The organism is Streptomyces sp. NPDC001634 (assembly GCF_040298185.1).
In the GTDB taxonomy this organism is placed as follows: Bacteria; Actinomycetota; Actinomycetes; order Streptomycetales; family Streptomycetaceae; genus Streptomyces.
Map to the genome: position 1 here is coordinate 138,034 of NZ_JBEOZU010000005.1, position 13,699 is coordinate 151,732.

A 13,699-nucleotide genomic window follows, 5' to 3' on the forward strand; every position below is an offset into this window, starting at 1 on the left:
GACTTGGATCGAAGGGCGTCAATATAGACGGATGGCGAAGCAAGAGCTTGTGGTGCTCGGACAGAGCGACGAGAGCGACGAGAGCGACGCGTGCTGCCCGGGGTTGGTGACCGCACCACTGGACGAGGACCAGGCCGCTGATCTGGCGAAACTGTTCAAGGCGCTGGGCGACCCCGTACGCCTGCGCCTGCTGTCGATGATCGCTTCGCGGGCTGGCGGTGAGGTCTGCGTGTGTGACCTGACCCCGGCCTTCGACCTGTCCCAGCCGACGATCTCCCACCACCTCAAGCTGCTGCGGCAGGCCGGTCTGATCGACTGCGAGCGCCGGGGTACCTGGGTCTACTACTGGGTCCTGCCTGCCACCCTTGACCGGCTCGCCGTGTTCCTGAAGGCGTCTCAGACGGCCGAGGTGGGCGCGTGAGTGCCCCGTTGGCGCGCCGGGCCCTCGCCGAAGCCGTGGGGACGGCCGCCCTGGTCGCGGTGGTCGTCGGCTCCGGAATCCAGGCCACCGAGCTGACCCGGGATGTCGGCGTGCAACTGCTGGCCACCTCTCTGGCCACCGTGTTCGGTCTGGGCGTGCTCATCGCGCTCCTGGGGCCGGTCCCGGGCGCGCACTTCAACCCGGTCGTCACGCTCGCGGCCTGGTTCACCGGCCGCCGCAGCAACGACGGGTTGACCGCACGGGACGTCGCCGCGTACCTCTCGGCCCAGATCGCGGGAGCCATCGCAGGGGCCATCGTGGCCGATGCGATGTTCGGCAAGCCGCTTGTGCGGTGGTCCACCCCTGACCGTTCCGCCTCTCACCTGTGGCTGGGCGAGGTGGTCGCGACCGCCGGACTCGTCCTGCTGATCTTCGGACTGGTCCGCACCGACCGCGCTCACTCCGGCCCCGTCGCCGTGTCGTCCTACATCGGCGCGGCCTCCTGGTTCACGTCCTCCACTTCGTTCGCGAACCCGGCGGTCACCATCGGCCGCGCGTTCACGGACACCTTCGCCGGCATCGCCCCCGGCTCGCTCGGCCCGTTCATCGCGGCCCAGCCGGCCGGCGCCGTGCTGGGGCTGGGCCTGGTGATTGCGGTGTTCGGACGCCCGGCACCCGCGCAGGCCCGCACCGTCCCGCTTCAGGGCGAACCCGAACTCGCCGCCCCCACCCTCCCCTGACCTGACTCGCCTGGAAAGACACCTGCCATGACCACTCCCGCTGATCGGCCGTCCGTGCTGTTCGTGTGCGTCCACAACGCCGGGCGCTCCCAGATGGCCGCCGCGTTCCTCACCCACCTCGCAGGCGACCGCGTACAGGTCCGCTCCGCCGGGTCGGCACCGGCCGACACGGTCAACCCGGCCGTCGTCGAAGCGATGTCGGAGGCAGGCATCGACATCTCCGCCGAGGTGCCCAAGGTGCTCACCGTCGAGGCCGTTCAGGCGTCCGACGTTGTCATCACGATGGGCTGCGGCGACACCTGCCCCGTCTTCCCCGGCAAGCGCTACCTCGACTGGGAGCTCCCCGACCCGGCCGGACAGGGCGTCGACGCCGTCCGCCCGATCCGCGACGAGATCGAAAAGCGCATCCGCCACCTGCTCGACGAGATCGCCCCGGCGAGCCAAGGGTGAGTGCGGCGACCGGAGTTCGCAGCGCGACACGGGCCCCGAGCATGCCGACGAGGTCCTGACGATCTACCAACTCGGCATCGACGAGGGCAACGCCACCTCCGAAACAGCTGCGCCCTCCTGGGAACAATTCGACGCCATCAAGCTGCCCCAGCACCGGGACGTCGCCGTCGACGAGGCGGGCGAGGTGCTGGGCTGGGTCGCAGCCGCGCCCGTGTCCGATCGGTGCGTGTATGCAGGCGTCGTCGAACGCGTCGGTGTGTGTTTGCAGGCGTTGTCGAACACTCGGTGTACGTCCGCCCCGACGCCGGCGGCCGGGGCATCGGTTCAGCCCTGCTGCGGGCTCTGATCATCTCGACCGAGGCAGCGGGCGTCTGGACCATCCAGTCCGGCATCTTCCCCGAGAACACCAGCAGCCTCGCCCTACACCGCAAGGCAGGGTTCCATGTCATCGGCACCCGTGAACGCATCGGCCGACACCAGGCCAGTGGCGCTGTGGCCGTCGTTCCCCGCGAGTCCCCGCCACTTCCCGTTGGACCGGGCACGCTGCGGGCACGAACCCGCTCTCCTGCCGTGTACCTGGCATAGCCCGGTGATCTTGATCAAGCGATCTGCGGAGCCATACGGCGGGCTCGGCTTGCAGGTCCGCTATCGTCCGCGCGTGCAGATATGCGTCAGCGCGCTCTTCGGTGTGATCGCCCTGGTCAATCTGATGCAGATGGTGGTAGGCCGTCAGCTGGGCGGGCCGTCCCGGAGCCGACGCGTAGGCGGTCAGTTGCGCTGGGAGTCCGCTGCGGCAGCCGTGGTGGGTGTGGGCGGTGTGGTCATGGCCGTGAGCAAGACATCATGGCTCGCTGTGCAGGACGCCGCGCCTGAGGAGGTCGCCGACGCCCTTGGCCTGCAGCACCGGCGGATCGTGGACTGGACGGGCGGCACCAGCGCTGCCTACCGGCAGGGAGTCTTCGTGGCCAGGCCGGTCCCCGACTGGACGATCGCCCACGGTCGGATCCATCTGACTCCCGGAACGGACGCCACCGATCCACGCTTCCCCACCTGGCTTCAGACGCTGAGCACGCACCTTGGGGATGTCCAGTACTTCGCCACCGACCGTATCGGCGACTGTCACGCCTGGGCCAAGGTCGAATCCGGCAGGCTGACCCGCGCCTACTGCTACATCGGCGAGCGCGGCGAAGTTCCTCTGCATGTCGGCGAACCCACCGACGTCGAGATGGAACTCGGTGTCGGACAGCGCCGGCTCGAAGACGGATGGCAGGACTGGCAGGACCCCGAATGGGACGCCTGGTCCGCAGCCATGCCCCGAGAAGACCATGTGATGCGGATCGCCCGGGACTGGAGCATCTGCCCCCTCGACATCCCGGACGGCGCCGTCAGCGCCCCGGGGATCTACGGCTTCCCGTCCGGCGTTGAGCCCTGCTACGAACCCTGATTTCAGGTCGACAATGGGGCACGCACCTCGTCGGGGACGGGGCTTCCGTAAGTAGGTCGAGCACTCACCGGGCCGAGTGGGCCGGCGGGTTGCCCAGTTCGTCGATGAGTTGCCGATAGGTGTCGAAGGCCGGTTTGGGCGTGTAGTCGTCGCGCAGAAGACCGAAGCGATGAAAAATCCCCTCGGCGTTACTGTCGGCGTCCCGCAGGGCGAAGAACGAGTATCCGTCGATGTTCAGTTCGGCGGCGAGGGCGGCCACGGTCCGGACAACAGTCTCGAGGGTCGTGGCCTGTTGCTGCTCGGTGCGTCCGGGGCCGGTGGGCCAGCCGTTCTCGCAGATGCGGATCGCGACGGTGTCCGGGATGCCGGCCTTCGGCAGGGTGGTGCGGCGAAACGCCGTGAGGACCGCGATGACCGCTCCGGCCAACTGGTCGGCAGCGATGGGCCGGAACACGTCCGGGAAGAAGTCCAGGCCGACGTAGTCCAGGCTCTGCAGGAAGCGCTCGTCGGCCAAGGCGCCGAGCTCCGACCAGAAGGTGTCGGCCGGATCGAAGGTCGGCACGGCGTTGAAACCGACCGCCGGACCGTGGCCCAGGACCCTGGCCTCCTGCTTGGCCGCGATGACCCCCTGGACGAGCGCGTTCAGGACGTTGGGGGTGCTGCCGTCGAGCACGGGCAGGTCGGCGTTGGGTTCTTCGCAGATCTGGACGGACGCCAGATGCGGTCCGCCGGTCCGGACGGCTTCGCGGACGAACTCCAACCATCCGTCCAGCTCGCCGGACGGCTCGCGGAACTGCAGTACGAGGTCCAGTTTGCGGCCGTTCCGGAGGTAGGTCTGCGGGGCGGCGGGCGTGGGCGGCTCCTGCGGTGTCACGGTAGCGGCGAACGGGCGGTAGGCGCGGACCGACAGCGTGGCCGTGTCGCCTTGCAGTTCGTCGAGCGCCTTGGTGATGCGGTCCGGCACGTCCGGGCTGACCGGGTGGACGATGCCCCGGTCATCGCCCAGAAGCCCGCCGGGATAGATACCGAAGGTCAAGGTCATGCTCGCCCCACCCCAAAATATTGGTGTCACTCCAAATTTGTTGTGACACTATCATTCAGGCATGGGCCTTCGAGAGATCAAGAAGCAGCAAACCCGTACGGCGATCGCCGACGCGGCCCTGACGCTGTTCATGGAGCACGGCTTCGACCAGGTCACGGTCGCCCAGGTGGCACAACACGCGGGCGTGTCCACCAACACCGTGTTCAACTACTTCCCTGCCAAGGAAGACCTCTTCTTCGACCGCCAGGCCGAGGTCGAGGGCCATCTCGCCACCCTGGTGCGCGACCGCCCACCTGGCGCCTGCCCGGTGGAGATCATCCGCGACGACCTGCTGTCCGCCCTTCAGCAGGACGACCCCATGCTCGGGCTTCACCCCGGCGCGCTCAGGTTCTGGCAGGTCATCCACGACAGCCCCGCACTGCGCGCCCGCGAACGCGAGATCGGCGAACGCGCCGAGGCCGCTCTGGCAACTGCCCTGGCTCAGCATCCGCCGAGAACGGCCAGTGCACCGAACGCGGCCAGTACATCGCACGCGGCCAGTGCACCGAACGCGGCCAGTACATCGCACACGAACAGTGCACCGAACACCGCCAGTGCACCGAACGGCTCCGACCAGCCGATGCCGGCGCTCCTCGCAGGTGCCATCGCCGGGGCGCACCGGGCAGTGCTGCGCGAGATCCAACGACGCGTCATGTCCGGCGAACTACCTGCACGCGCCCGCAACACGGTCGCCCCGGCGGCACTTCAGGCATTCAACCTGCTCTGTTCCGGACTCCACACCGGCTTGTAAGTTGGTGCGCGTGAACCGTACCGATCGGCTTTACGCCCTGGTGGAGGAGTTGCGGGCTGTCGCACCTCGCCCGAGAAGTGCGCGCTGGCTGGCCGGTCGTTTCGAGGTCAGCGTGCGCACGATCGAACGGGACATCAATGCGTTGCAGCAGTCGGGGGTGCCGGTCTATGCCGAGCCCGGCCGCACGGGCGGCTATTGCCTCGACAAGGCGCGCACGCTGCCGCCGGCCAACCTGACGCCGGACGAGGCCGTCGCGCTGGCGCTTGCGCTGCGGCGGCTGGAGGGCACGCCGTTCCAGGCGGCCGCGGGCTCGGCGCTGCGCAAGCTGGTCACGGCGATGCAGGTCGACGACGCCGCCGCGGCCCGCGACCTGGCCGGCCGTATCCACCTGCTCGGCGACGAAGGCACCACGCCGTCGGTGCCGCGCATGGTGGCCGATGCGCTGTCCACCCGCCGCGTCCTGCGCATCGGCTACGGCGACCGCGAGGGAGCCGCCACAATGCGCGAGATCGAACCACTCGGCTATGTCGGCAGAGCAACCCACTGGTATCTGGTGGCCTGGTGCCGACTGCGCGACGCCCTGCGCGTCTTCCGCACCGACCGGATCACCTCGGTCTCGGTCACCGCCGAGGTACCCGCACCGCGCTCGCTGCGGAGCGAGGACCTCGACATCCCGTATGGGGTCGTCCATCAACTCACCTTGAGCTGACGGACGGCGGCTCAGGGCTGGACGAACGGCGGCCTGAACACCGAGAAGTGGTTACCGGCCGGGTCGAGCAGGTGCGCGAACGTCACCCCGACCGGGTTGACCTCCGGTCCACGCTGGACCCGGCCGCCCGCCTCTTCGGCCCGTCGGCATGTGCTCTCGACGTCCTCGACCAGCACGCTGAAGATCGCATAGTTGGGCAACTTCCCTTCTGTCGCGAAGAGTCCACCGTGCAGCCCCTCCGCGTCGCCCGTGGTGAAGATCTGGTACGCCGGGTCCGTGCTCTTCGTGTCGTCATGCGAAACCGTCCAGCCGAACACGTCACCGTAGAACCGCATCGCTGCCGCCGGATCGTCGGTGCCGATCTCGAACCAGCCGATGCCGTTGAATCCAGGCATGTCGTCCCTCTCGTGTGGCGCCGGGCGTGTCCCGGCTCGTCCCACCTTCGAGGGCGGCGGCGACAACCCCCTGTCGGTGTTTTCGCGAGCACGCCCGATCCGCTTCGAAGCGTGGCGTCGACGAGCACGAACGGTTTACGGCCGCCCCGGGTCCCCCTGAGCGGTTACGGCCGCCCCGTCATCCGGGCCGCCGACGCCACCGTCGAGAGGGCCTCGCGTTCCGTGAGGCCGGTACGGACCGCCGCGTCGACCAGCGCGGGGGCCAGGTCGGGGCCGAACCCGTTCTCGTACGCCCGGCAGGCGGCCCAGAAGAGGCGGGTGTTGCGTTGGCCCTCGTGGGCGGCGAGGACGAACTGGACCAGGCCCTGGCCGTGCCGGCCGGTCGAGGAGGGCGTGGTGTGGCGTGCGCGCGGAGGGGGTGTGAGCAGGCGCAGCAGGGCGGGCGGGCAGGGTGCGGGCGCCAGATGGGCGGTGCCCGGCGCCGTTCTGTACATGCCGTGTTCGGTGCGCGAGCCGGGGCCGACCAGATAGCCGCCCGCGCCGCGGACGTCGATACCGGGGGCCAGGCGGCTTGCCGAGTTCGGCACGACGATGTGCGGCGGGCCGCTCAGCCACAGGTGGCGGCCGCCGCTCGGAGTCAGCACGACCACAGTCGCGGGGATGGTGAACAGGTGGCGCAGCGCGAGTTCGCGCAGGGCCGCCGAGGAGTCGGTTCCGGACTTGGTGTCGAGGTCGATGCCGATGAGGTGGTGGGGGTGCAGACCGCAGGCGATGCCGTAGCCGGTGGCCCAGGGGGCGGCGGCGAAGAGCTCGCGGATGCGGCGGGGGTCGGTGGAGGCGTCGTAGACCCCGTGGCCGAAGCGTCCGCATTCGCCGTGGCAGGCGGGTGACGTCCGATCGGGGTCGTGTCGGTGGGGGGAGCGCAGGGCCGGCAGCTTCGTCCGGGACAGCGGGATCACCGCGAGTCCGCGCTCCGCGGCGGACAGCGCGTGGGCCAGGGCCAGGGTGGTGGCCTGCCGGTCTATGGTGGCCATGCCTCCATGTTCGTACTTGTGTTCGAAAAAGGGAAGGGGGTCGGCCAGGTTCGGCGTGGCGTCCGAAGGCCCGCGAAGAGCAGCCGGCGATCCGCGAACGAAGCGCGTACGAACCACGTACGAGCCACGAATGAAGCGCGCACGAGCCACGAACCAAGCGCGCTCGAGTCACGAACGAAGCGCGCACGAACCGCGAACGAGCCGGGAAAAGGTCGCGAAAGGGGTTTATAGACATGTCCTCACGCTTGAGGACGAATCGCGGCTTCCAGGGTGATTCGTCGGGGATTCGGTGGGCAACTCTGAAGTCGCGACGTCGCGCACCGTCCGAGGCCGTCGGCCAACTGCCTTGGAATCAGCCTTACTTGGTTCTGGAGGAAATACATGGCAAGCATCCGTACCGCCCGCGTCCTCGCTGCCGTCGCGGCCCTGCCCCTCGCCGCGGCCCTCTTCACGGGCGTCGCCTCGGCAGACAACGGCGGGTTCGCGGACGACGGATCGAACGCGGCAGCCGCGAGCATCTTCGGCAGCGGAGTCGGACACGACAACAACGGCAACTCGTCGACCACGCAGCAGCAGGCGGTCGGCTCCGGCGCCTCGGCCTTGAGCAACACCGCTCAGGTGAACTGCTCGGCGTTCACGGCCATCAACCAGCGGAGTGAGATCGTGGCCATCCATTTCACCAGGCTGTGGTGAGCGATGGGCCGATGCGCTGCCATCGGCCCTGAATTCCCGTGTGGGTGTGCTTTCTTGGGTCATCATGCGTCCGCGCGGTGGTGCTTCGGTGCCGCCGCGCGGACGTTTTCGCTGTCCACGCGCGCGTGCCCGCAACAACTGCGCCACGCGCGTGCCCGCAACAACTGCCCCACGCGCGTGCCCGCACTGATGCCGCACGCGCGCGTGCGCTCCGGACTTCGCGGGGCCGCGGCGACCTTGACAGCCGACCGTATCTGACGGACAGTCAGAAATCTCTTTGGTCATGACCCTTGGCCACCGGGAGGGCCCCGCCGTGCACCTCGCCCCCACCGCGCGCCAGCAGCGGCTGCGCGCCGAACTCCGTGTGTACTTCCGGGACCTGATGCCGGACGGGCCGCCGCCACCGGCCGACGGCGCCCGCCGCCGGGCGCTGCTGCGCCGCATCGGCGCCGACGGGCTGCTCGGCCTCGGCTGGCCCGTTGCGTACGGCGGCCAAGGGCGCGGCGCTGACGAGCAGTTCGTGTTCTTCGACGAGGCGTACCGCGCGGGCGCCCCGGTGTCGATGGTCACGCTGAACACTGTCGGGCCGACGCTGATGACGTACGGGAGCGAGGAGCAGAAGGCGTACTTCCTCCCGCGGATCCTCAGCGGAGAGGTTGTCTTCGCGATCGGCTACACCGAGCCGTCGGCCGGCACCGACCTCGCGTCCCTGCGGACCCGGGCCGTGCGGGTGGCCGGAGGTGGCGGCGAGGCCCGGGTGCCCGGAGGCGGCGGTGCCGGGGTCCGGACGGACGTCGGCGGCGCGGACAGCGGAGAGGACCCCGGCGCCGGGCACTGGCTGATCGACGGCCAGAAGATCTTCACCTCCAACGCCCAGCACGCCGAATGGATCTGGCTCGCCTGCCGGACCGATCCCGAGGCGCCCCGGCACGAGGGCATCTCGATCCTCCTCGTCCCCACGGGCGCTCCCGGGTTCTCCTGGACGCCGATCGAGACCGTGGGCGGGCTGACCACGACGGCCACGTACTACGACGGGGTCCGCGTGCCCGCCGCGAACCTCGTCGGCGAGGAGCACGGCGGCTGGCGGCTCATCACCAGCCAGCTCAACCACGAGCGGGTCGCACTCGCCGCGCTCGGTATGCAGGCCGAGGATTTCTACGCGGCCGCGCTGGAGGCGGCCCGTACGCCTGATCCGGTGACCGGCCGACGTCGTGTTGACGAGCCGTGGGTGCGTTTTCGGCTGGCCGAGGTGCATGCCCGGCTGGCGGCGAACCGCCTGCTCAGCTGGCGTTTGGTGGGGGATGTGGGGGCCGGCCGGCTGGCCCCCGGCGACGCCGCCGGGGTGAAGTTCGCGGGAACGGAATCGACTGTCGCGACGTATCGCATGTGTCAGGAAATCGTGGGAGTGCCGGCGCTGGTGCGGGCGGGCTCGCCGGGGGCGTTCGGAGACGGCGAGTTGGAGCGGCTGAACAGGGCGGCGCAGATCAACACGTTCGGGGGCGGGGTGAGCGAGGTGCAGCGGGAGATCGTCGCGACGATGCGGCTCGGGATGCGGAGGGGGCGACGATGAGCGCAGGGGGCGACGCGGAGCTGGCGGCACGGCTGACGGGCGGGGACGCGGTGGCCGGGCGGCGGACGGCGGAGGAGGAGTTCGCCGCGCGGCTGAAGGCGTACGAGGGGCGGCCCGCCGCGGTGGGGAGTGTGGGCAAGGACCGGGTCAATGAGCCCATGATCCGCCACTGGTGCGAGGCGATGGGCGACACCAACCCCGCGTACACCGGCCCGGACGCGATCGCGCCGCCCACCATGCTCCAGGTGTGGACGATGGGCGGTCTCTCCGGGCATGCGGGACGCACGGAGGCGTACGACGAGCTGCTGGGACTGCTCGACGAGGCCGACTGCACCTCGGTCGTCGCCACTGATTGCGAGCAGGAGTATCTGCGCCCGCTGCGGCCCGGGGACGAGGTCACCTTCGACGCGGTGATCGAGTCGGTCTCGGACCGGAAGCGGACGAAGCTCGGCACCGGGTACTTCGTGACGACCCGCATGGACGTACGGGTGGACGGTGAGCCGGTGGGAACCCACCGGTTCCGGATCCTCAAGTATGCGCCCGCGCGCGGGAGGCCCGGCGGCAGAAGGCCCCGGCCGGTGATCAACCGGGACAACGCCGGGTTCTGGGAGGGCGTGGGCCGGCACCGGCTGCTGATCCAGCGGTGCGCCGGCTGCGGCACCCTGCGCTTCCCCTGGCTGCCCGGGTGCAACGCATGCGGCTGCCTGGAGTGGGACACGGTCGAGGCGAGCGGCGAGGGGGCGGTCTACTCGTACGTGGTCATGCACCACCCGCCCTTCCCGGCCTTCAGCGCATCCGATCATGCCGCTGACGCGGCGGGTCCCTACGCCGTCGGGCTGATCGAGCTGGCGGAGGGCGTCCGGATCGTCAGCAACGTGATCGGCGTGCCGTACGACAAGGTGCGCATCGGCATGCCCGTACGCCTCGAATTCGTCCGGTACGACGAGGAGCTGGAGCTTCCGGTGTTCCGGGCCCAGGACGGGGACGGGGGCTGACATGGACTTCACGCCCACCGAGGAGCAGACGGCGGCCCGCGATCTCGCCGCGCGGATCTTCGGCGACCTCTCGAGCCCCGAGCGCCTCGCGGCCGTGGCCACCGGCAGCGACGCCGAGCTGTGGAAGGCGCTGTGCGCGGCCGGGCTGGTCACGGCGGTGGCGGACGTCGGCCTCCTCGGTCTGGTGCTCCTCCTGGAGGAGCAGGGCCGGACGACGGCCCAGGTGCCGTATGCGGCGAGCTGTGTGTTCGGGCTGCTGGCGGTCACTGCCCACGGGTCGGCCGAGCAACGGGAGCGGCTGCTGCCAGGGATCGGGGACGGCGCGGTGGTGGTGACCGGGGCGTTGCCCTCCACGGGGGCCGTACGGGCGGACGCGCACGTCGTACGGGCCGACGCGCGCGGGGAGTTGACCGGCACCGTACCCGTCGTGCCCTGGCTGCAGGCCGCGACGCACGTGCTCGTGGCGGACGACCGGCTCCGGCTGTGGCTGGTGCGGACGGCCGACGCCGGGTGCGCACCGGTGGAGCTGACGGCGCCCTGGTCGGCGGGGCGACTGACGCTCGACCGTGCCCCCGCGGAGCCCTTGGGATCACCGGACGCGTACGCCGACGTGCTCGCCACCGCCCGTGTCGCCTTCGCGGGGCTGCAGGCCGGGGTGTGCGCGGGCTCGCTGGCGCGGGCCGTGGCGCACACGAACACGCGGGAGCAGTTCGGACGCCCGCTCGCCGCCAAGCAGGGGGTGCAGCTCAAGGCCGCCGACGCGTACATGGACGCCGAGGCGATACGGGTGACGGCATACGAGGCGGCCTGGCGCCGCGACGCCGGCCTGCCGTACGCCACCCACGCGCTGACCGCCGGGTGGTGGGCGTCGGAGGCGGGGGCGCGGGTCGTGCACACGGGCCAGCATCTGCACGGCGGTACGGGCGCCGATCTGGAGCACCCGGTCCACCGGCACTTCCTGTGGGGGCGGCAGCTGGACGCCTACCTGGGGTGCGGCAGCGAAGTGCTTCAGGAGCTGGGGGAGTTGATCGTGAACGGAGAGGGGGCGGAATGAGGACCGGTGGACCGGAGGCGGGCGTGCTGCGGGCGGGGACGCAGCTGCCACCGCTGGAGATCGAGATCACGCGCACGCTGATCGTGGCCGGGGCGATCGCGTCCCGCGACTACCAGGACGTGCACCACGACGCGGAGCTCGCCCGGGGGAAGGGCTCCCCCGACATCTTCATGAACATCCTGACGACCAACGGCCTGGTCGGGCGGTACGTGACGGACCATTTCGGCCCGGGCGCGGTCCTGCGCAGGGTGGCCATACGGCTCGGCGCTCCCAACTACCCGGGCGACACGATGGTGCTGACCGGCACGGTCGAGGAGGTCGACGGGGACACGGCCACGGTGAAGGTGGTCGGGGCGAACGGCATCGGCAGGCACGTCACGGGCACGGTAACGGTCACCCTCCCGGGCGGGGGTGCCGGATGAGCGTACGGACGAAGGACGCCCTCGGCGGGCGGGCGGCGGTCGTCGGGATCGGCGCCACCGAGTTCTCCAAGGACTCGGGACGCAGCGAGCTGCGGCTGGCGGTGGAGGCGGTGCGGGCCGCGCTGGACGATGCGGGGCTGCGGCCCGCGGACGTGGACGGCATGGTCACGTTCACGATGGACACCAACCCCGAGATCACCGTGGCCCAGGCGGCCGGGATCGGCGAGCTGTCCTTCTTCTCCCGGGTCCACTACGGGGGCGGGGCGGCCTGCGCGACGGTCCAGCAGGCCGCGCTGGCGGTGGCGACGGGGGTGGCCGAGGTCGTGGTCTGCTACCGAGCGTTCAACGAACGCTCGGGCCGTCGCTTCGGCTCCGGGGTGCAGCACCGCGAGCCGTCGGCGGAGGGGACGGCGCTGGGGTGGTCACTGCCGTTCGGGCTGCTCACCCCGGCGTCCTGGGTGGCGATGACGGCCCAGCGCTATCTGCACACCTACGGACTGACCCCCGAGGCGTTCGGGCATGTGGCCGTCGTGGACCGCAAGTACGCGGCCACGAACCCGGCGGCGTACTTCCACGGCAGACCCATCACGCTCGCCGACCACGCGGCCTCGCGCTGGATCGTGGAGCCGCTGCGGCTGCTCGACTGCTGCCAGGAGACGGACGGCGGCCAGGCGCTGGTGGTCACCTCCGTGGAGCGGGCGCGTGATCTGCCGCACCCGCCCGCGGTGATCGCGGCCGCCGCCCAGGGGTCGGGCCGCGCACAGGAGCAGATGACCAGCTTCTACCGGGACGACCTGACCGGGCTGCCGGAGATGGCCGTGGTGGCCCGTCAGTTGTGGCGGACGGCGGGGATGGGGCCCGCGGACATCGACGTGGGCATCCTCTACGACCACTTCACGCCGTTCGTGCTGATGCAGCTGGAGGAGTTCGGGTTCTGCGAGCCGGGCGCCGCCGCTGACTTCGTGGCCGCGGAGAGGCTGCCGCTGAACACGCATGGAGGGCAGTTGGGGGAGGCGTATCTGCACGGGATGAACGGCATGGCTGAGGCTGTACGGCAACTGCGCGGCACGGCGGCGAACCAGATACCCGGAGCCGCCCGCACCCTGGTCACCGCGGGCACCGGCGTGCCCACGTCGGGCCTGGTCCTGACGGCCGACGGATGAACCTGCGCGCGGCCGGCTACTGCCCTGGTACTCGTCTCTCAGGGGTGAACCCGCAAGGGTTGGGGCCTGCTCGTCCACCTTCAGGAGGTGGGGGCAGCACTCCGCCTACAACCTGAGGCGGAGACCGCTTAGGGACCTGCGGGCGATCCGCCGGAACGGGTGGCGAACCTAGCGTGGAGCCATGACCACACCCGTCTGCACCAGCGCTTCGAACGCCGTTGCATCCGCGAGGCAGACCCTTTCATACCCGTCGTTCTCTTCGTATGTGCAGGCGCGCCAGCCGGTGCTGCTGCGCACCGCACGATCGCTGACCGCGAACCCGAGCGATGCGGAGGACCTGCTGCAGACCGCGCTGGCCAAGACGTACGTCGCCTGGGAGCGGATCGAGGACCACCGCGCGCTCGACGGGTACGTACGCCGGGCGCTGCTGAACACACGGACCTCGCAGTGGCGCAAGCGCAAGGTCGACGAGTTCGTCTGCGACGAGCTGCCCGAGCCGGAGGGGCTGCCCGCCGCGGACCCGGCCGAGGACCAGGCGCTGCACGACGCCATGTGGCGGGCGATCATGAAACTGCCCGCACGCCAGCGGGCGATGGTGGTCCTGCGCTACTACGAGGACCTGAGCGAGGCCCAGACCGCAGAGGTGCTCGGCGTCTCCATCGGCACGGTCAAATCGGCGGTGTCCCGGGCCCTGGGCAAGCTCCGCGAGGACCCCGAGCTGGAGCCGGTGCGATAGCCACCGAAGGGGACGGGCGTTGATCGATCATGTCCGGGGCT

The 13,699-nt window shown here is 70.5% G+C and carries 16 protein-coding genes and 1 pseudogene; 14 read left to right on the forward strand and 3 right to left on the reverse strand.

Features of this window, described 5'->3' with window-relative positions; genetic code table 11:
* The first annotated feature begins 31 nt into the window (after window positions 1–31).
* The 5 genes and pseudogenes from ABT186_RS05020 to ABT186_RS05040 all read left to right on the forward strand — a co-directional run bounded on the left by ABT186_RS05020 (window position 32) and on the right by ABT186_RS05040 (window position 3,055).
* The gene (locus tag ABT186_RS05020) at window positions 32–421 is read left to right on the forward strand and encodes an ArsR/SmtB family transcription factor (RefSeq protein WP_351923590.1); all 390 of its coding nucleotides are present in this window, start codon (window positions 32–34) and stop codon (window positions 419–421) included.
* Window positions 418–1,161, forward strand: a complete 744-nt coding sequence (locus ABT186_RS05025) for an aquaporin (protein WP_351234204.1) — start codon at window positions 418–420, stop codon at window positions 1,159–1,161. Before ABT186_RS05020 ends, ABT186_RS05025 begins: the two co-directional genes overlap by 4 nt.
* Before the next feature lie 27 nt (window positions 1,162–1,188).
* Complete coding sequence (locus ABT186_RS05030; protein ID WP_351234202.1) at window positions 1,189–1,611, forward strand: arsenate reductase ArsC; 423 nt, start codon at window positions 1,189–1,191, stop codon at window positions 1,609–1,611.
* A gap of 55 nt (window positions 1,612–1,666) precedes the next feature.
* Window positions 1,667–2,196 (forward strand): annotated as a pseudogene (locus ABT186_RS05035) (GNAT family N-acetyltransferase).
* A gap of 73 nt (window positions 2,197–2,269) precedes the next feature.
* Window positions 2,270–3,055, forward strand: a complete 786-nt coding sequence (locus tag ABT186_RS05040) for a hypothetical protein (protein ID WP_351923592.1) — start codon at window positions 2,270–2,272, stop codon at window positions 3,053–3,055.
* A gap of 64 nt (window positions 3,056–3,119) precedes the next feature.
* Here ABT186_RS05040 and ABT186_RS05045 read toward each other — a convergent pair whose 3' ends face one another.
* Entirely contained in the window at window positions 3,120–4,097 is a 978-nt protein-coding gene (locus tag ABT186_RS05045; RefSeq protein WP_351234198.1) for a hypothetical protein, read from the reverse strand.
* Between the two features lie 61 nt (window positions 4,098–4,158).
* Here ABT186_RS05045 and ABT186_RS05050 point away from each other — a divergent pair, with 61 nt between their 5' ends.
* Both ABT186_RS05050 and ABT186_RS05055 read left to right on the forward strand, forming a co-directional pair.
* Window positions 4,159–4,887 (forward strand): TetR/AcrR family transcriptional regulator, encoded by a 729-nt coding sequence (locus tag ABT186_RS05050; protein WP_351923594.1) that lies wholly within the window; start codon window positions 4,159–4,161, stop codon window positions 4,885–4,887.
* A 10-nt stretch (window positions 4,888–4,897) separates the two neighbouring features.
* On the forward strand, window positions 4,898–5,596 hold the full coding sequence (locus tag ABT186_RS05055; protein ID WP_351923596.1) for a helix-turn-helix transcriptional regulator: 699 nt from the start codon (window positions 4,898–4,900) through the stop codon (window positions 5,594–5,596).
* Window positions 5,597–5,607: 11 nt separating this feature from the next.
* Here ABT186_RS05055 and ABT186_RS05060 read toward each other — a convergent pair whose 3' ends face one another.
* Both ABT186_RS05060 and ABT186_RS05065 read right to left on the reverse strand, forming a co-directional pair.
* Window positions 5,608–5,991, reverse strand: a complete 384-nt coding sequence (locus tag ABT186_RS05060) for a VOC family protein (RefSeq protein WP_351234193.1) — start codon at window positions 5,989–5,991, stop codon at window positions 5,608–5,610.
* A gap of 164 nt (window positions 5,992–6,155) precedes the next feature.
* Complete coding sequence (locus ABT186_RS05065) at window positions 6,156–7,025, reverse strand: bifunctional DNA primase/polymerase (protein WP_351923598.1); 870 nt, start codon at window positions 7,023–7,025, stop codon at window positions 6,156–6,158.
* Between the two features lie 381 nt (window positions 7,026–7,406).
* Between ABT186_RS05065 and ABT186_RS05070 the strand changes: the two genes are divergently transcribed.
* The 7 genes from ABT186_RS05070 to ABT186_RS05100 all read left to right on the forward strand — a co-directional run bounded on the left by ABT186_RS05070 (window position 7,407) and on the right by ABT186_RS05100 (window position 13,658).
* Window positions 7,407–7,718, forward strand: a complete 312-nt coding sequence (locus tag ABT186_RS05070) for a hypothetical protein (protein ID WP_351234189.1) — start codon at window positions 7,407–7,409, stop codon at window positions 7,716–7,718.
* Between the two features lie 313 nt (window positions 7,719–8,031).
* The gene (locus ABT186_RS05075; RefSeq protein ID WP_351234220.1) at window positions 8,032–9,288 is read left to right on the forward strand and encodes an acyl-CoA dehydrogenase family protein; all 1,257 of its coding nucleotides are present in this window, start codon (window positions 8,032–8,034) and stop codon (window positions 9,286–9,288) included.
* Complete coding sequence (locus ABT186_RS05080; protein WP_351923600.1) at window positions 9,285–10,283, forward strand: bifunctional MaoC family dehydratase N-terminal/OB-fold nucleic acid binding domain-containing protein; 999 nt, start codon at window positions 9,285–9,287, stop codon at window positions 10,281–10,283. The genes ABT186_RS05075 and ABT186_RS05080 overlap by 4 nt, the downstream gene beginning before the upstream one ends.
* A gap of 1 nt (window position 10,284) precedes the next feature.
* Window positions 10,285–11,337: an acyl-CoA dehydrogenase family protein gene (locus tag ABT186_RS05085; RefSeq protein ID WP_351234186.1), complete on the forward strand. Its 1,053-nt coding sequence runs from the start codon at window positions 10,285–10,287 to the stop codon at window positions 11,335–11,337.
* A complete protein-coding gene (locus ABT186_RS05090) occupies window positions 11,334–11,759 on the forward strand; it encodes a MaoC family dehydratase (RefSeq protein ID WP_502973140.1) in 426 nt (141 codons plus the stop codon). The genes ABT186_RS05085 and ABT186_RS05090 overlap by 4 nt, the downstream gene beginning before the upstream one ends.
* The gene (locus ABT186_RS05095; RefSeq protein WP_351923602.1) at window positions 11,756–12,922 is read left to right on the forward strand and encodes a lipid-transfer protein; all 1,167 of its coding nucleotides are present in this window, start codon (window positions 11,756–11,758) and stop codon (window positions 12,920–12,922) included. The genes ABT186_RS05090 and ABT186_RS05095 overlap by 4 nt, the downstream gene beginning before the upstream one ends.
* Before the next feature lie 181 nt (window positions 12,923–13,103).
* Entirely contained in the window at window positions 13,104–13,658 is a 555-nt protein-coding gene (locus ABT186_RS05100) for a SigE family RNA polymerase sigma factor (RefSeq protein ID WP_351234490.1), read from the forward strand.
* The last annotated feature ends 41 nt before the right edge of the window (window positions 13,659–13,699 follow it).